The 17243-nt window shown below is 36.8% G+C and carries 19 protein-coding genes; 9 read left to right on the forward strand and 10 right to left on the reverse strand.

Annotated features, from left to right (window positions below):
- Positions 1 to 637: 637 nt before the first annotated feature.
- From ACFOUV_RS10645 to cbpB, 8 genes are all read right to left on the reverse strand, one after another.
- Positions 638 to 1306 carry a potassium channel family protein gene (locus ACFOUV_RS10645; protein ID WP_379496753.1) on the reverse strand — a complete coding sequence of 223 codons (669 nt, stop codon included), beginning with the start codon at positions 1304 to 1306 and terminating at the stop codon, positions 638 to 640.
- A gap of 107 nt (positions 1307 to 1413) precedes the next feature.
- The gene (locus tag ACFOUV_RS10650) at positions 1414 to 3240 is read right to left on the reverse strand and encodes an ABC transporter ATP-binding protein (RefSeq protein ID WP_379496754.1); all 1827 of its coding nucleotides are present in this window, start codon (positions 3238 to 3240) and stop codon (positions 1414 to 1416) included.
- 16 nt (positions 3241 to 3256) lie between these two features.
- Positions 3257 to 5005 (reverse strand): ABC transporter ATP-binding protein, encoded by a 1749-nt coding sequence (locus tag ACFOUV_RS10655; protein ID WP_379496755.1) that lies wholly within the window; start codon positions 5003 to 5005, stop codon positions 3257 to 3259.
- Positions 5006 to 5175: 170 nt separating this feature from the next.
- Positions 5176 to 5631, reverse strand: a complete 456-nt coding sequence (locus ACFOUV_RS10660) for a TlpA family protein disulfide reductase (RefSeq protein WP_379496756.1) — start codon at positions 5629 to 5631, stop codon at positions 5176 to 5178.
- 141 nt (positions 5632 to 5772) lie between these two features.
- Positions 5773 to 6015 (reverse strand): YkuS family protein, encoded by a 243-nt coding sequence (locus tag ACFOUV_RS10665; protein ID WP_379496757.1) that lies wholly within the window; start codon positions 6013 to 6015, stop codon positions 5773 to 5775.
- Between the two features lie 69 nt (positions 6016 to 6084).
- Positions 6085 to 7206 carry an N-acetyldiaminopimelate deacetylase gene (locus ACFOUV_RS10670; protein ID WP_379497248.1) on the reverse strand — a complete coding sequence of 374 codons (1122 nt, stop codon included), beginning with the start codon at positions 7204 to 7206 and terminating at the stop codon, positions 6085 to 6087.
- Between the two features lie 13 nt (positions 7207 to 7219).
- Positions 7220 to 7936: a 2,3,4,5-tetrahydropyridine-2,6-dicarboxylate N-acetyltransferase gene (gene dapD / locus ACFOUV_RS10675; protein ID WP_379496758.1), complete on the reverse strand. Its 717-nt coding sequence runs from the start codon at positions 7934 to 7936 to the stop codon at positions 7220 to 7222.
- Between the two features lie 136 nt (positions 7937 to 8072).
- Positions 8073 to 8522 carry a cyclic-di-AMP-binding protein CbpB gene (cbpB, locus tag ACFOUV_RS10680; RefSeq protein ID WP_379496759.1) on the reverse strand — a complete coding sequence of 150 codons (450 nt, stop codon included), beginning with the start codon at positions 8520 to 8522 and terminating at the stop codon, positions 8073 to 8075.
- A gap of 195 nt (positions 8523 to 8717) precedes the next feature.
- On the opposite strand from cbpB, the gene ACFOUV_RS10685 reads away from it, so the two are divergent.
- From ACFOUV_RS10685 to ACFOUV_RS10715, 7 genes are all read left to right on the forward strand, one after another.
- Entirely contained in the window at positions 8718 to 9005 is a 288-nt protein-coding gene (locus tag ACFOUV_RS10685; RefSeq protein WP_379497249.1) for an ArsR/SmtB family transcription factor, read from the forward strand.
- Positions 9006 to 9015: 10 nt separating this feature from the next.
- Positions 9016 to 9948, forward strand: coding sequence for a cation diffusion facilitator family transporter (locus ACFOUV_RS10690; RefSeq protein ID WP_379496760.1), 933 nt, complete (start codon positions 9016 to 9018; stop codon positions 9946 to 9948).
- A gap of 901 nt (positions 9949 to 10849) precedes the next feature.
- Entirely contained in the window at positions 10850 to 11707 is an 858-nt protein-coding gene (locus ACFOUV_RS10695; protein ID WP_379496761.1) for a metallophosphoesterase, read from the forward strand.
- Between the two features lie 107 nt (positions 11708 to 11814).
- Complete coding sequence (locus ACFOUV_RS10700; protein ID WP_379496762.1) at positions 11815 to 12384, forward strand: SCO family protein; 570 nt, start codon at positions 11815 to 11817, stop codon at positions 12382 to 12384.
- Between the two features lie 121 nt (positions 12385 to 12505).
- On the forward strand, positions 12506 to 12979 hold the full coding sequence (locus tag ACFOUV_RS10705) for a YkyB family protein (RefSeq protein WP_379496763.1): 474 nt from the start codon (positions 12506 to 12508) through the stop codon (positions 12977 to 12979).
- Positions 12980 to 13057: 78 nt separating this feature from the next.
- Positions 13058 to 13258, forward strand: coding sequence for a hypothetical protein (locus tag ACFOUV_RS10710; RefSeq protein ID WP_379496764.1), 201 nt, complete (start codon positions 13058 to 13060; stop codon positions 13256 to 13258).
- 542 nt (positions 13259 to 13800) lie between these two features.
- Complete coding sequence (locus ACFOUV_RS10715) at positions 13801 to 14691, forward strand: DMT family transporter (protein ID WP_379496765.1); 891 nt, start codon at positions 13801 to 13803, stop codon at positions 14689 to 14691.
- A 40-nt stretch (positions 14692 to 14731) separates the two neighbouring features.
- On the opposite strand, the gene ACFOUV_RS10720 is transcribed toward ACFOUV_RS10715, so the two are convergent.
- Positions 14732 to 14890 carry an FbpB family small basic protein gene (locus tag ACFOUV_RS10720; protein ID WP_379496766.1) on the reverse strand — a complete coding sequence of 53 codons (159 nt, stop codon included), beginning with the start codon at positions 14888 to 14890 and terminating at the stop codon, positions 14732 to 14734.
- A gap of 129 nt (positions 14891 to 15019) precedes the next feature.
- On the opposite strand from ACFOUV_RS10720, the gene ACFOUV_RS10725 reads away from it, so the two are divergent.
- On the forward strand, positions 15020 to 16183 hold the full coding sequence (locus ACFOUV_RS10725) for an aminotransferase A (protein ID WP_379496767.1): 1164 nt from the start codon (positions 15020 to 15022) through the stop codon (positions 16181 to 16183).
- Here the strand turns inward: ACFOUV_RS10725 and ACFOUV_RS10730 are convergent.
- A complete protein-coding gene (locus ACFOUV_RS10730) occupies positions 16180 to 16359 on the reverse strand; it encodes a Spo0E family sporulation regulatory protein-aspartic acid phosphatase (RefSeq protein WP_379496768.1) in 180 nt (59 codons plus the stop codon). The genes ACFOUV_RS10725 and ACFOUV_RS10730 overlap by 4 nt on opposite strands.
- A gap of 80 nt (positions 16360 to 16439) precedes the next feature.
- On the opposite strand from ACFOUV_RS10730, the gene lepB reads away from it, so the two are divergent.
- Positions 16440 to 16964: a signal peptidase I gene (lepB, locus tag ACFOUV_RS10735; protein WP_379496769.1), complete on the forward strand. Its 525-nt coding sequence runs from the start codon at positions 16440 to 16442 to the stop codon at positions 16962 to 16964.
- Positions 16965 to 17243 lie beyond the last annotated feature (279 nt).

Consider the following 17243-nt stretch of genomic DNA (forward strand, 5'->3'; position numbering starts at 1 on the left):
TCCATCTTACCGAGGGGCTCTATTTTTTTCAAACCTTAAATTTAGCGTTCTACAGGAATGCTACGAAACAAAAAAGTTACTTCGGCGACCGCTCTGGGAAATATACTTCGCTTTCCGTGGGCGGCTGGTGAGCCCTCCTCGTGCTTCGCACTCCGAGGTCTCACCGATACCTTTCCTCCCACTGGAGTCTTCGTATATTTCCCAGAGCTGGTTTTAAGCTTACAAACGATTAACTGCATTAGTGATTGTTATAAAAATCTCATCACACAGCTTCACCAGTCCGGGTGAGCGAAGGACGGTGACTCCTGCGGGAACAAATGTTTCCGGTGGGGCGAGTAATCGCAGTCCCAGCACGTGTCCGAAGACCAGAAGAGCGGTTTTCTCTTCGGGGCTGAGGCCGTGCCCTAAGGATGCGCATCCGCCCGTAGCGATCCCGGACGGCAGCAATAGCACACATCTTAGAATACCACCCAGAAGTTAGATAGGATCTAATAAAGATAGAAGTAAGTTCGCATTTTATCTCAACTCTGCGATGATTAAATGCAACAAGCATTACGAAAATAGCCTTTTATTAAGGGAAAAGGTCCAGTCCATACGCATACGTCGTTAACCTAGCTTTAAGCTTTTGTTCTCAATCTCAATCATCATCAATTACAAGTCTTCTTTCAAATCTTGATATATCCTTATCTGCTCCAATAACAATCAGTATATCATCTTCTCGCAGTGCGTCTTCCGCACTTGGCGATACATTGATATCGCGTCCGCGCTTTATTGCTACGATGTTACACCCGAAATTTGCACGGATATCCAAATCGATCAAGGATTTTCCAACCATTTTTTTTCCGGCTTTTACCTCAACAATACTATGTTCATCCGATAATTCGAGATAATCCAAGATATTGTTTGAAATAATATTATGAGCCAATCTTCTTCCCATATCACGCTCAGGATGTACTACTTGATCAACACCTATTTTGTTCAGTATTTTTTCATGATAATCATTTTGAGCTTTAACAGTAATTTTTTTTATCCCAATATCCGTTAAAATTACTGTCGTCAAAATACTAGCCTGAATATTTTCTCCAATCGCAACAATTACATGATCAAAATTCTTAATTCCAATTTCCCTTAACGTATCTTCATCAGTTGAATCTGCAATCACTGCATGATATGCAATGTTTTTATATTCATTAACTCTATCCTCATCAGAATCGATGGCTAGAACCTGCATTCCTTCTTGGCTTAGTTCACGGCAAATACTTCCACCAAAGCGACCAAGACCGATTACAGCAAAATCTTTTGACATAGTTTATCCCCCATTAAAAACGTGATCTCCTACAATAATACTAATTCATAGGAAAAGGAGCAACCTTCAGTAGGAAGATTGCTCCTTCGTTTATGCATATCTACTAATTAAATAGCATCAAGCATTGTAAACTGCGATTTAACAAGATCGAAGTATTTACCATGTTGCTTCATCAGTTCCTCATGATTCCCCCACTCTAAGATACGACCTTGTTCCAAAACAAAGATATTATCTGATTCACGGATAGTTGATAGTCGGTGTGCGATGATAATTGATGTTCTGCCTTTTAATAACTTACGTAATGCTTTTTGTATTTTTACTTCTGACTCCGTATCTATACTTGCTGTTGCTTCATCGAGAATAATAATACTAGGATTAGCAAGCAGTGCTCTCGCAAACGATAGAAGTTGTCTTTCTCCGGCAGACAATATATTTCCACGCTCCTCTACTTCTGTCTGATATTCACTTGCCAGACGTTGAATAAAATCATTTGCGCCCACTATTTTTGCTGCCTGGATAACTTCTTCATCGGTTGCATCTGGACGGCCGAAGCGAATATTCTCCATTATCGTACCTGAGAAAATAAATGTATCCTGCAACACAACACTAATTCGTTGACGTAAACTATCCAACTTCATGTCCCTTAAATCATGGCCATCGATTTTAACGGATCCTGATGTTGGATCATAGAAACGGCTAATCAAATTAGCTATCGTCGATTTCCCACTACCTGTATGACCGACTAGCGCTATCGTCTGACCTTCTTTGATATCAAGGGATATATCATGCAAGGCAATACGATCTTTGTTATAAGAAAAACCAACATGATCAAATTCGATATGACCTTTCATATCTTTAAACACATAGCTATCTTTTTTCTCTTTTACATTTGGTTGTTCATCCAAGAATTCAAATATACGTTCAGAAGAGGCCATCGCCATCAACAGTTGATTGTACATCTGACCAAGCCTTGATATCGGCTCCCAGAACATACCAAGGAAAAACGCAAAAGATACGAAGGTACCAATTTCAATCGTACCATTTAATATCAAGTACGCCCCAAAAGCAATCAGAATAATTGTCCCAGCAGCATCACATATGTCTACCAGCGGACGGAACAAAGCGCTTTTTCTTGATGCATCTTTAAAACTGTTGAAATAACCTTTATTAATTCCATCGAAAAATGCAGCATTTTCATCTTCCTGCGAGAATGATTGTGTGATTCTTATTCCCTGAATCCCCTCATTTAAATGGGAGTTTAAACGCGATTGATGGAGACGAACGTCCTGCCAGGAACGCCTAATTTTTTTCCTGAGTTTTGTTGAAATAAGGAACATAAGCGGAATCACTATAATAACGGCAAGAGCAAGTGGCGGACTCAATACAAAGAGAATAACAATAATTCCGAAAAGCATAACTGCATCCATTAACAGATTAATGATTCCGTTTGTGAACAGCTCTTGCAAGGAATTGATATCATTTAAAACCCGAACTAATATGGACCCGGCTGAACGAGTATCAAAAAAACGATGTGATAGTCGTTGTATATGTGAAAATAACTTCTGCCTGATATCATAAATAACATTCTGCCCTAATATATTCACCCACTTAATTCGAAATGTGTTAGCAACAAAGTTGACTACGTACATGATTGCAATTCCCAGTACTAAATATACGAGCAACGGCCTATCTTCTCCTAATATTGCCATATCGATTGCAACCTTACCAATTAATATAGGTACAGTTAAACGTATAATGGTTGATATCAACATGGCGATAATTGCTGCTGGTAAATATGTTTTTGAATATGGTTTTACAAATTGAAGCAACCGCCCCATTTGTGACCAATTAAATGGCTTTTCAATTACCTGGTCTACTGTATAAGAAAATCGCTTTAAGTGCCTGTTTTCTTCTTTCTTTTGTGCATGTGCCATGAAAGACACCTCCTTATTATCCTACTGTGTTCATAATTGCTTCACGATCCTGATACTGGATATTGTAGATGCGCTCATATGGCCCATTATGCTTCAATAAGAAATCGTGTGTACCACGCTCGACAACTTTTCCTTTTTCTAGAACCAATATTTCATCCGCATGTTTTAAAGAAGATATGCGATGTGCAATAATAAATGTTGTTCTGCCTATCATAACTTCCCTTAAAGCCTTTTGAATTTTAAATTCTGTCTCCATATCAACCGCAGATGTTGCATCATCAAGAACAAGAATACTCGGATTGATACATATTGCACGAGCAATGGCTATTCGCTGTTTCTGACCACCAGAAAGACCCATTCCACGCTCACCAAGCATCGTATCGTAACCATTAGGTAATTCCATTATAAATTCATGTGCCTGCGCTCTTTTTGCAGCACCGATAATTTGGTCATCAGAAATATCCGGACTGCCGTAAGCAATATTTGCTTTAATTGACGTAGAAAATAAAAATGGCTCCTGCAATACAAACCCGATATGACTTCTCAAAGATTTTAGTTTGTAATCAGCTGCTGGTCTGCCATCAATTAGTACATCTCCAACTTGTGGTTCATAAAATCTTGTAATTAACTGTGTAATACTTGTTTTCCCTGCACCTGTTGCTCCAATCAAACCAATTATTTTTCCTGGCGGTGCATCAAAACTAATATCCTTCAACGCTGCATCATCATCTTCCATATAATTCAGTGAGACATTCTTCAACGTAACGTGACCCTGGATTGGAACCTCCATCGCATTTTCTTTTTCGATAATATCTTCTTCCGCTTCGAGAATTTCAATTAATCTTTCTCCAGATGCTTTTGCCTGGGAAAATTGGTTCACAATAAATCCAAGATTCATTAATGGTCCAAGGATATACCAAACAAGGCTGAAAAAGGCAACAAGCTCCCCTAACCCCAGTCTCCCTTCCATAACCAGGAATCCCCCATATGCCAGCAGTGCAACAACACAAACATTACCGATGAATTCCATAAACGGAAAGTACTTAGCCCAAAGTTTAGAAGTTTTAAGATAGTTTTGGCGATAATTATCATTGCTTGAAGAAAATCTTCCAATCTCAAATTCTTCTCTCGACAACGATTTTACGGTATTCATACCGCTTATGTTCTCCTGCACTCTAGTATTGAGCTTACCAAACGATTTTCGAATCTCCCTAAATGCTGGATGCACCCGTTTATCAAACTTGAATACGACAATAGCCAGAAACGGAATAGCAGCCATTGTTACGAGAGCCAATGGAATAGAATAATAAAACATGATACTTAAACTAATCGAAATCAGTAATACTACTCGAATCAACTCTGCAAATCCTACGGAGAGAAAGAATCGGAATCCTTCTACATCAGCAGTTAATCGTGACATTATATCCCCTGTCTTAGCGTTATCATAATAGCTGAATGCCAATGTCTGGAGCTTGTCATACAACGCCCCCCGTATATGATAAACGGTGGTCATCCCAAAAATATCCCCTAAATATTGGAATGAAAATGTAGATAAGCCCTTGAAAACCATCAATCCAAGAAAAGTAATGCAGATCCATGGTATTAATTCATACCTATCCTGCAGAACAACTTCATCTATCGTAACCTGCAAAATAATTGGATAAACCACTGTGATAACTGTTACAAATAATAAGAAGAATAATGACCATAGAAAGTATTTTTTATGGGGCCAATAAAATAATTTTAATTTTTTAAATGTATCCATTTAATTCCTCTCCCTCTTTTGTACTTTTACCGTAATTATTAATATAACGGTTTCCGAAATAAATTGCTATACTTATTTCTAATTTTTTAAAATATTATTTAAATTATTAGGTTCTAAAGTAAAAAGCACGCTTACTATCTCAGTAAGCGTGCTTTTTATCAGTAGTTTGTTTAAGATTCTGCCTTCTTTAATATACGATTTAAACGTCTCTGGAGTGTCTGGATTCCATTTCGACCAGATTGAAAATATCTTAATTGGCCTTTCTCATCAAAAATAAAATAAGCTGGAACGAATTTCACTTGAAATGTTTGAGATAGTATTTCATCCTGGTCCGCAAATAGTGGTTCGGTTAAGTTAAATCTTGCTGCTTCTGATCTAATATTGTCTAGGTCATTATCCTCTTTGTTTAAAGGGGTGTGAATACTTATGACATTCAATTTATCTTTAAATTCATTACGCATTTGGTTTATAAGTGGCATCGCCCCTTTACATAAATGGCAACTTACTGACCAGAAATAAATTAATGTAGGTTTTTTCCCCATTAGTAGGTCAACAGTTTTTATCTCCCTTGAATTTATCCATTCTCCACTTGCTTTAAGATCCGGCATATGTTCCCTTATTCTCAAATTAAGAACCCCCTCGATTTCAAAGAATCCATATAGGAATCTTTTATAAGTTCTTATTTTATATATGTGTACAGCACGTATGTTGATACAAAAAAGCAGCGTATCCTTATAAGGACACGCTGCTTATGCTTTATTAACTATTCAACTTAATTTCGCGTTCACCATTTGACAAACATCTTCAGCACTTTGCCCTTGAGCATTAATTACCGGGCCTTCTATGCTTGTGGATTGCATACCCATCACATCTTTATCCTGGCCGGAAATAACACAACAATCACAATTAGCTGCATCGTTTTCAGTGCGGAGGTCAATAATCTCGTGACCCATTTCCATTAATGCAGTTTTTACATCGGTTAATGTTCCTTCAACACCAATTCTCGCCATACGTATTTCCTCCTCTGAACATGTACATTTACAATCATAGTTTTTACTAAACTATAAACAATATACACATTACTTCGTGAGGGTTTTCAACGTACTGATAACAGATTTCACACCTATTTCAAGTGCGTCTTCATTCGGGTTCAGTTTAGCATGGTGTAAGCCGTATGGTGAATCGACTCCAAGCCAGAACATAAATCCAGGAATTTCTCTAAGCATATCCCCAAAGTCTTCTCCAGTCATGGCTGCATTGGCTTCCTTATAAGTTATATCATTTTCATCCATCGTTTTTTGAAATAGATCAACATAATTCCCTTGATTGTATACCTGATAATAGTTCGCACCATAATCCACCTTGATACGACAGTCGTGACTGATTTCAAAGCCTCTCATGAGTTTCTCCAATTTTTCTTTAATTATCCCGATTGTCTCTGGATTTAATGTCCGAATCGTACCTTCCAATCGTGCTGTTTCTGCAATCGCATTTTGGACAAAGCCACTTTCCATCTTTCCTACAGTAATCACGGCACTGTCCAAGGGATTTAAGCTTCTGGAAATAATTTGTTGCATTTGTACGACAAAAGAGCTCGCTGCAACCGTCATGTCACGTGTTAAATGCGGGTATGCAGCATGTCCACCTAGACCTTTAAAGTCGATAAACAATTCACTTGTATTGGCGAAAAGTAATCCTTTTCTTGAAGATACGGTTCCTACTGGTAGTTCAGGAGCAATATGCAATGCAAATAAACAATCCGGTTTCCATTGCTGAAATTCATCCGATTGCAACATAGGTAAGGCTCCACCTGGGCCTTCCTCTGCCGGTTGAAAAATAAACACGACGTCATCATTAATTGGTTCGGTAATTATTTGCTTCATAACACCAAGGGCAATTGTCATATGAAAATCATGACCACAAGCATGCATTCTCGCATCATGGGTCGATTGGAAATCGAAATCAGTTGCCTCCGTTATTGGCAGACCATCCATATCACTTCGAAATCCAATTGTTTTTCCTGGTGATAAACCATCAATCTTAACAAGTATTCCTGTTCTCCATAATTTTATGGAAACACGATCCGTTTTCATGCTCTCAATTTTCTTCACTACATATTGTTGTGTTTTAAATTCCTGAAACCCTAATTCCGGTATTTGGTGTAACTCTCTTCTAATTTCTTGTAATTCCGTTTTATCCATAGCCATCGTACGCTTAGTTATCCAGTTTGCGAAGTTCTTGTTTAATTTCCGTTTTTGTTTTTGTTTGTTCATCAATTTCTTTAAGAACTCTTGCTGGTGTTCCGCCAACAAGGGTATTCGGTGCAACATCTTGTGTAACAATTGCCCCAGCTGCTACAATAGCACCTTTTCCGATTGTAACTCCCTCAAGTACAACAACATTAGCACCGATAACTACATCATCTTCAACAATAACCGGCTTCGCAGATGGTGGCTCGATTACACCCGCAAGTACAGTACCTGCACCAATGTGACAATTTTTACCAACAGTAGCACGTCCACCTAAAACAGCATTCATATCAATCATTGTACCTTCGCCAATGACTGAACCGATATTAATAGAAGCTCCCATCATGATAACTGCACCATCACCAATCACCACTTGATCACGTATGATTGCGCCCGGTTCAATTCTTGCATTGATTTCTTTCAAATCAAGCATAGGGATGGCCGAATTTCTGCGATCATTTTCGATAACAAAATCCGTTATTACATCTTTGTTTGTTTCCAAAAATGTTTGAATCGTTTTCCACTCACCAAATACTACACCACTATTCGGTTCAACAAAGGATTTAATTGAATCATCCAATTTTAAATTATTTAAATCACCTTTTATGTATACTTTAACCGGTGTGCTTTTTTTACTATTTGAGATAAAGCTGATAATTTCATTCGCATCCATCATTTTCATGTCTATTCCTCCTGATTTTATATAATCTCTTCCTTACTTTAGCAGACAGCATATTTACTCGCAAATATTTTAACATTTAGTAGAAACGAACTCTCAAAAAAAGCCCAACCATTGATATGGAAAGGCTGGAATTTTTTTACTTTTTATACGAATTAATATAAATGTTTTTTTTTATTTCTTTAAGGATTGCTCTTCTCGTTAATATTCCATCAAAGAATCCTTCATCGTCAATGAGACAAATAAACGTATGATCAATAACCGCATTCAAACCATCAAGTAACGTATTTTCTCTAGTTAACGTTGGGGTATTTCTGTCCATCACTTCTTTGACCTTCATCTCTGAAAGTTTTTCGATTTCAAAATTTTCTAATCCTAATATTTGATTTAAAATAACAGTTTTGCCAATAACACCAACAAATTTATAAGAAGCATCCAATACTGGAACGGCTGAATAACCTGATTTCACCAAAACTAATAACGCATGTTCCAGCGGATTATTCAATTGAACATGGGCTACTTTCTCAGAGGGAATCCTCAATTCATCTATGGATATCTCAACTAATTTTCTATCTTGTATGACACTCATTCTAACACACTCCCTTTAAAGAAACTTTCAAACTAATCACTATTTAGAAAGACGCAACTTTACATATATATTACCATATCGCAAATTTTGATACATCATTTACGCTAAACCTGTTGAAAAAGCCATGCACATATTTTATAATATGAACATATGCTCATATATTAGAGAGGGGTAAACAACTTGGAGAATCATTCCATGGACGATCAATTAATTGAACACACATCTCAAATATTTAAAGCTTTGTCCGACCCTACAAGAATTAAAATTCTACAGTTACTTCTTCTAAAAGAATGTTCTGTTAATGAAATCGCAAAACAACTAAATATGAACCAATCGACCATTTCACATCAATTAAAATATTTAAAACAATTGCATCTCGTGAAAAAGCGCAGAGAAAAAACAATGCTTTACTATTCGCCAGATGATGATCACGTAATGAACTTGTTGGAGCAAACAATTGAACATACTAAACACACCCGTTAGGAGGTAACTTATGACACATCACCACCATCACCCAGATGAACATGGTCACAATCATGGACATCATCATCACCATACAAATAATACCCGTGTACTGTTTTGGAGTTTTATTTTCATTTTCACTTTTATGATTGTTGAGGCAATCGGCGGTATATTGACAAATAGTCTTGCACTGTTATCAGATGCCGGTCATATGCTAAGTGATGCTGCAGCATTGGGCCTCAGTTTGCTAGCTTTAAAAATTGGCGAAAAAAAGGCTACTGGAAACAAAACTTTTGGCTATAGAAGATTTGAAATTATAGCTGCTTTTATTAATGGGATTACACTAATTATCATTTCGCTTTATATATTCTATGAAGCTTTTCACCGGTTTGCCAATCCACCAAACGTAAGTGGAAATATGATGATTATTGCCTTCATCGGGCTTTGTGTCAATATAGTGGTAGCCTGGATGCTCATGCGTGGTGATTCGAAAGAAAACCTGAATATACGCAGTGCATTACTTCACGTTTTAGGTGATTTACTTGGATCTGTTGGTGCCCTCATTGCAGGTCTTCTTATTATTCTTTTTGGTTGGAATATTGCGGACCCGATTGCCAGTGTGATTGTCGCACTCTTAATTGTTATTTCCGGGTACCGGATTACAAAGGATTCTTTGCACATCTTAATGGAAGGAAAACCACAAAATGTTAACATGGATTCCATGATAAAAGTCCTTGCCACGATCGAAGGAGTTGAGGATGTGCATGATGTTCATATTTGGTCAATTACTTCTGAGTTTTCATCCATGAGCTGCCATCTTGTTGTCAATGAATCCATTAATCGTGATGAATTATTAACAAAAGCGAATAAACTCATTAAAACTCAATTCGATATTTCACATTGCACCATACAAATGGAGGGTATTCATTCAGGTTACCATAATGATTGTGATTCCTGTAATTGATGTAGTGGTTGGTTACTATTATAATATGCTTACTATCCATGATTCAACTTATTAAAAGGCCCAAATGTCATCCGGCAGAAAAAAACAAACTAAACGTATTAACCTATTTTCGGTTAGTACGTTTTCTATATTCCCCTGTTATTTACAGCACCATCTGTCTTTTAGGATAATAGCAACTGAATATAAAGTCAAGTATTTCACTGATTATTTCAAATACAAAAACTATTGTTATTTTAGAATTTGAATTCATGAAATTTGTACATCTACACGACTACATTCTAATTTTCTCATTAGGCCCTTTCCCTAATCTTTGTTACTTTATAATCCTCCCAGTTGAGATAAACTCCGAACTAGGATAAGTTACTTCGGCGACCGCTCTGGGGAAATATACTTGCGGTTCGCGGGCGGCTGGTGAGCCTCCTCGTGCTTCTTCTTTAGGGGTCTCACCGATGCCTTTCCTTCCGCTGGAGTCTTCGTATATTTCCCCAGAGCTGGTTTTAGGCTTACAAACTGATAACTGCATTATTGATTTATAAAATTCATATCTCCAAGCTTCACCAGTCCGGCATCGCTGTGGGCGGTGACTCCTGCGGGAACAAACGTTTCCGGTGGGGCGAGTAATCGCAGTCCCAGCACGCGTTCGAAGACCCCGCAGAGTGGGTTTCTCGAGGAGGCTGAGGCCGTGCCCGCAGAAAGCATCCGCCCGCAGCAATCCCGGACGGCGAGGCAGCAGTTACATCGTAGTTTATAGATTTTGTGACAAAAACAGTGGGATGAGTAACCGCTGTCCGAATTTCCTAGAAAACAGCCTTTCATTAAATAGAATTTTATATAATCTAAACTACATTTCATGCTATACTCTAACCATCTGTTTTTTTATTATCTGAAAGGTATGAGTAAGATGAACCGACGCGTTTTTTTGAAGAATACTCTCGGAAGTCTGCTGGCTTTTATTGGCATCAGTGGTGGTACTTATTATTATTCCAGAAACATAGAACCATCTTTATTAAAAATTTCAGAAGAAACTATTTCTTCTCCTAGGATAAACACAGCATTTAATAATTTTAAAATCATACAATTTTCCGATACACATATTGGTTTTCATTACTCTTTGGAGCAATTACAGGAATTGGCAAATAAAATTAATCTTCAAAATCCAGATATTATTGTCTTTACAGGGGATTTGGTTGACGAACCAAATCATTATAATTGGGATTCCAGATTGACAACTATCCTGCAATCAATGAAAGCAAACCATGGTAAATATTGGATATATGGCAATCACGATCATGGAGGATATGGTACAGATATTGTGCATGACGTAATGGAAAAATCTCACTTCCATTTATTACAAAACAATCATGTTTCTGTAGAACAAGGTGGATCCACTATAGTGATCGCAGGGGTCGATGATGTCATGCTTGGAAAACCTGATTTAGATGCAACATTACAACATACGGATCCAAATCTCTTTACGATACTATTGGCCCACGAACCTGATTTCGTGGAAAAAACTTTCTCATATCCAATTGATGTGCAACTCTCCGGACATAGCCATGGTGGACAGGTACGATTCCCTTTTATAGGAGATTTGTACACACCAGCTTATGCTGAAAAGTACGTTCAGGGAAAATATATTCTAAACGACGAAAAGCTATCCTTGTATGTGAATAGCGGAATCGGAACGACAAGACTTCCATATCGTTTCCTTTGTAAACCTGAACTGCATGTCTATACACTAAAATCTCAAATGTCATAAAGATTTCAAGGTTCCGTAAATCAAAGTATGTTGTATTAATGATATAATAGCCCTGAATCCATTGAACGACCGCAATAGGTAATAGATCATTTAGAAAGGAAGATAGAATGAAGTACTTATTTTTGATATTGACGCTTAGCATTTTTTTAACGGCTTGTGGGGATTATCCTATTGAAACAACGATGTCACAAGACGTCGAAGCATTTGAATTTACGACACAGGATAATGACAAGTTAAGTCTAAATGATTTAGAAGGAGAATGGTGGATTGCAGATTTCATTTTCACTAATTGTACAACTGTTTGTCTACCAATGACATCCAATATGGCCTCCTTACAAACGAAATTGAATGAAGAAGATATTGATGCACAGCTCGTATCCTTTAGTGTTGATCCTGATTATGATAGCCCAGAAGTTCTAAAAGCTTACGGGAAGAGTTATAATGCTGATTTTAGCAACTGGACATTCCTGACAGGGTATGACTTTAACACAATTAAAGAACTTTCCATTAAGTCTTTTAAAAATTTAGTTGCGGAAGCACCGGATGGAACTGATCAGGTAACACATGGTACTTCATTCTTCCTCGTAAGTCCGGAAGGTAAAGTTATTAAAAATTACAGCGGAGTGGAATCAGCAGCAATTGATACGATTGTCCAAGACTTAAAGGAAGTTCAATAATAATAAATAAAGGAGAGATGAATTATTATTATTTTCACTCTTCTTTTAATTTCTATTTGCCAGCGGACAAGCTTTACGATACGATAGAAACAGAATAATTTTACAGAAAGGAGACGAGAACATGAATCATGAAAATTCACTACGCGATCTAGCACAAGCTATATTTACGATTAATAGACATGCGAAGACAGCTCCAGAACCACAGCATTTATATCAAATAAAAAAAGACACCATTAGTAAACTATTAAATGAAAAGAAAGCGAAAAAAATTGGGCTGCATTTCTCTGACCATCCAAAACTTAGTAATCAGCATTCTACATTACTTGTTAAGGTCGATGATTATTATTTTCATATACCTCCATCCAAAGACGACTTCAAAGCACTGAAACATCTCGGTTCCCTTGATCAAAATTATCGGAATCCCCAAACAAAGATGTCATTGTCACAGGCCAAAAGAATTGTCTATCAATACATTGACTGGAAACCGGGAAAGAAACCACAGACCAGACAAAAACGACAAACTTCTTCCTATTATACTCCTTCCTCTCTAGGGAAAATGGAATGGCCTCCTAGTAGATCACATCGAAATTATTAATTCAGCTTCTTCTCTCTTTTTTACATGTTTTATTACCATGTTATTTAGGGTAATGTACAAATAAAAGGAGGCTGTTAAATGAATTTACAGGATTTCATTTATGAACTTCATCGATACGCCGAGCAGACACATGTTCTAAAGGATAAATTTGAGAAATTATCTGAAACGGAGAAAGCTTTAATAATGGATGCAGCTCCACCTGGTCTGAAGACACCAGAGGAATATTTCGAGCCCGTATATCAATGGTTGGAAAATGTTAATCATTTAATGGATAGATAAAAGCGCATACAGCCTAGGCTGTATGCGCTTTTATCATCAATTCGCCTTTCTAATAAATCGCTGAATCAGAATTCCAACCGAATATAAAATACCGTAAACAGACATACTCTGTAAGGTTATTCTCATAAATACAAGCTGATTCATATTTTCAGCAAAAAACGAAATACTTAAAATTGCGAGTACCGCAAAACAACTACTAATTAAATAACGTAAAAATTTTTGGAGTTTAAATCTGACCGCCCACTCTACCATAGGCTTTATACCGTAAGAAATGATAATAATGCTTGCCAAACCACAAAAAATGTATAAATAATCTTCCTCTATCCCAACGTTTCCTATATGTATGAAGTCCATTAAAATAAACGTTTGCAAGACAAACTACCTTCCTTCTCGATGCAATACTGTAAACTAACCATTTCGTACAATCGTTCCATTCCAACAGCTTTAGCATTCTCTCCCTCTAATTATTGAATTATACCTTTATCTTCCCACTTATTTGTTATAATTACATATAATTACGGAGCTAAGGAGGCTGAAATAATTTGAATAAATATTATCTATTAATTATATTGGGAGCCACACTTTGGGGGACGATTGGCTGGTTTGTGAAACATCTGTACGAATTGGGCTTTACGCCAATGGAAGTTGTCACATTGCGGGCATGGACTTCTGCAATTTTACTGATTACATATATGATTATTGTTTCACCAAAGGATGTGAAACTACAATCAATTCGTGATTGTAAATATTTTATAGGAACTGGTATCTGCAGTATTATATTTTTTAATTATTGTTTGTTTACAGCTATTGAATTATCAACCATTCCGGTAGCAACAGCTTTATTATATACTGCTCCTGCATTTGTAACAGTCATCTCCTTTTTTCTATTTAAAGAACCCCTTACTCGTTTAAAAATGATTGCACTTGTTCTAACAATAATGGGAACCTGTCTAGTAGTAGGAATCACTCCTAACAGTATTCATAACCTGGAATTTGCCAGTATTATTTTAGGACTTGGATCAGGGCTTGGATATGCGCTCTACAGTATAATTAGTAAATTTGCTTTAAAAAAATACTCAAGCTTAAGCGTAACAACTTTTACATTTATCGTTGCTGCAGTTGCCCTTGTACCATTTTTTCCTTATTCGGAAAAATTTCTATTGCTGTTTAATCCTACCGTCTTGTTTTATGCACTAGGATTAGGATTTCTACCAACTGCTATAGCTTATATTGTTTATACTTATGGGTTGATGTATACAGAAGCTTCAAAGGCCTCTATTTTATCTACAATTGAACCAGTAGTAGCAACACTCATTGGTATTTTCGTATTTACCGAGCCTTTTACAGTTGTACAAATGCTCGGAATGGGATGTATTATAGGAGCTGTACTATTGATTCAATTATATGGAAATAGAAAGCTCGTGTACGAATAGAAAAGCAGAAATGATTTATAATCATTCCTGCTTTAATGAGTTAATTTTTATATTCAAGTTCTTTTCGTTGAGCCAAAGCTATTGCTTCCTGTTTCTTTTCTAAACGTAGCTCTATTTGTGTTATACTTTCTTCATCATTTAGAAGCTCCTGTCTATTTTGTTTAACTAATTGTTCAAAGTTTAATGATTTTGGTCGCATATGTGACACTCCTTCTTATATTCTAATTACAGTATACCCTATTTTTCGCACTATAAATCGAAATTGTTTGAACATTTTATTAAATTTTTGTCACATTTAAGGAAATATTTATGAAAAGGTGGTTATTTTGTGGAAAACTTGTTGAATGAAAAGGTAAAAAAGATTCAAATTTCGGGAATACGGAAATTTTTTAATATGGTTGCTGATGAGAAAGATGTTGTTTCGCTTACAATTGGACAACCTGACTTCTATACACCTGACCATGTAAAAAAAGCAGCAACTGATGCATTATTTCATAATAAAACGACATATACAAATAATGCCGGTATTATAGAATTAAGAAAAGCAATCGCAAATTTCAATGAAACCCATTATGGAATTAGTTATGACCCAGAATCAGAAATCATTGTCACAACAGGGGCTTCTCAAGCAATAGATATTACATTCCGAACGATTCTTTCTCCTGGGGATGAAGTTATTCTCCCAGGTCCAATTTATCCAGGCTATGAACCGTTAATTACACTGGCTGGGGCAAAGGTAGTTTATGCGGATACGACAAATACAGACTTTAAATTAACGGCAGAAACCCTGATGAATCAAATAACATCCAAAACCAAGTGTGTTGTCCTCCCCTACCCTTCCAATCCGACAGGCGCATCTTTTTCAAGGGAGGAATTACAGCAGCTAACGGATGTATTAAAGGATAAAGATATTTTTATACTTGCTGACGAAATCTACAGCGAGCTTGTATTTGACAGGAGTCATACTTCCATTGCAGGATTTGACTCTGTAAAGAAGAAAACCATTGTTATCAACGGGGTATCAAAATCACATTCGATGACCGGGTTCCGTATTGGATATGTACTTGCTCCAAAATGGTTGTCCAGCCACCTACTGAAAGTGCACCAATATAACGTATCCTGCGCTTCATCAATCAGTCAATATGCAGCACTGGAAGCATTGTCAGGAAACACTGATAGTACTACTCTTATGCGGGAAGAATATCGAAAAAGAAGAGATTATGTATATAGTCGTTTAATTAAAATGGGATTGCAGGTTAATAATCCAGAGGGGGCTTTTTACTTTTTCCCTAAGTTTCCAATTAAAGAAATGACCTCTTTTGAATTAGGTCTGGCTCTTGTGCGTGAGGCTAAAATAGCTCTCGTTCCAGGTGATAGTTTTTCTATGCTTGGTGAAGGCTATATGAGACTTTCATACGCCTATGATATGGATACGATCACACAGGGGTTAAATCGTTTAGAAACATTTCTACAGAATGCATACTTACGTTAATCTTTCATGTCTGATTTAGATTTATCTTTGACTTCCTCATAAAGATTCAATAACAAGTCAAGTTCCTGACTGATGTGGACAGACTCGATATCGGTAAAACCTTTATCCATGGCCACCTCAGTCATCTTTTTCCGAAGGAATTCAATGCGATTAAGAATATTTTCTACTGTATACATATAAAATAAGCCTCTCTATATTCTAAGATTAGATTCTGTGCTACTATTAAAGTGAAACCTGTAGAGGAAGGATGACTTCTGTGACGGAAGTAAAAAACAAAAACGAATGGTATGAATGGGCAAAAGCAATTATTATTGCAATTTTAATCGCTCTTTTCCTTAGAACATTTATATTCGCTACTTCCATCGTTGAAGGTGAAAGTATGGACCCTACATTGGAAGATGGAGAAAGAGTAATCTTTAATAAACTCATTTATATACTGGATGAACCGGATCGTGGGGAAGTTGTCATCATTCAGAGACCAACAAAAAACTATGTCAAGAGAGTTATAGGTTTACCAGGTGAAACGATTAAATTGACTGGAAATAATTTAATTATAGATGGTGAGGAATATAGCCAAACATTCCTATCTGATGAAGCGCAATACAAAACAGGCAATTTCGGACCGATTCGTATACCGGATGACAGCTATTTTGTAATGGGTGATAATCGTGCAATAAGTAAAGACAGCAGAAACGGACTCGGATTTATTCACAAGGAAGAAATCATTGGCAGATCCGAATTAATCATCTATCCATTTAGCGAATGGGAACGAACAAAGTAATGTGAAGGGGTGGCTTACAACTGCCACCCCTTCTTATCTACTCATGATCAAGAATACAGTATCCTATGTTAACTACAAGAATCCCAAAACAAACTACACCAAGCAATAACTCCATGTAAGTGGCACCCCTTTCATTTTCCCTATTACGAAAAATCATTCATTTCCTTTTATGATATCCAACACCCTCTATCATACCAATAGCCCCACCCTAAATAAAGCAAAATATGATAAAATGAGTAAGAAAAGTATAGCGGGCTTGCCAAGCGACGCGGTACTGGA

This window comes from Oceanobacillus longus (genome assembly GCF_042650085.1).
Lineage (GTDB): Bacteria > Bacillota > Bacilli > Bacillales > Amphibacillaceae > Oceanobacillus > Oceanobacillus longus.

Coding starts and splice junctions, on each gene's coding strand:
- dapD (WP_379496758.1), bottom strand. CDS start 7,936: ATGAAAATGATGGATGCGAATGAAATTATCAGCTTTATCTCAAATAGT.
- ACFOUV_RS10700 (WP_379496762.1), top strand. CDS start 11,815: ATGAAGTACTTATTTTTGATATTGACGCTTAGCATTTTTTTAACGGCT.
- ACFOUV_RS10650 (WP_379496754.1), bottom strand. CDS start 3,240: ATGGCACATGCACAAAAGAAAGAAGAAAACAGGCACTTAAAGCGATTT.
- ACFOUV_RS10670 (WP_379497248.1), bottom strand. CDS start 7,206: ATGGATAAAACGGAATTACAAGAAATTAGAAGAGAGTTACACCAAATA.
- ACFOUV_RS10730 (WP_379496768.1), bottom strand. CDS start 16,359: ATGTATACAGTAGAAAATATTCTTAATCGCATTGAATTCCTTCGGAAA.
- ACFOUV_RS10645 (WP_379496753.1), bottom strand. CDS start 1,306: ATGTCAAAAGATTTTGCTGTAATCGGTCTTGGTCGCTTTGGTGGAAGT.
- ACFOUV_RS10685 (WP_379497249.1), top strand. CDS start 8,718: ATGGACGATCAATTAATTGAACACACATCTCAAATATTTAAAGCTTTG.
- ACFOUV_RS10690 (WP_379496760.1), top strand. CDS start 9,016: ATGACACATCACCACCATCACCCAGATGAACATGGTCACAATCATGGA.
- ACFOUV_RS10665 (WP_379496757.1), bottom strand. CDS start 6,015: ATGGCGAGAATTGGTGTTGAAGGAACATTAACCGATGTAAAAACTGCA.
- ACFOUV_RS10655 (WP_379496755.1), bottom strand. CDS start 5,005: ATGGATACATTTAAAAAATTAAAATTATTTTATTGGCCCCATAAAAAA.
- ACFOUV_RS10695 (WP_379496761.1), top strand. CDS start 10,850: ATGAACCGACGCGTTTTTTTGAAGAATACTCTCGGAAGTCTGCTGGCT.
- ACFOUV_RS10705 (WP_379496763.1), top strand. CDS start 12,506: ATGAATCATGAAAATTCACTACGCGATCTAGCACAAGCTATATTTACG.
- cbpB (WP_379496759.1), bottom strand. CDS start 8,522: ATGAGTGTCATACAAGATAGAAAATTAGTTGAGATATCCATAGATGAA.
- ACFOUV_RS10720 (WP_379496766.1), bottom strand. CDS start 14,890: ATGCGACCAAAATCATTAAACTTTGAACAATTAGTTAAACAAAATAGA.
- ACFOUV_RS10710 (WP_379496764.1), top strand. CDS start 13,058: ATGAATTTACAGGATTTCATTTATGAACTTCATCGATACGCCGAGCAG.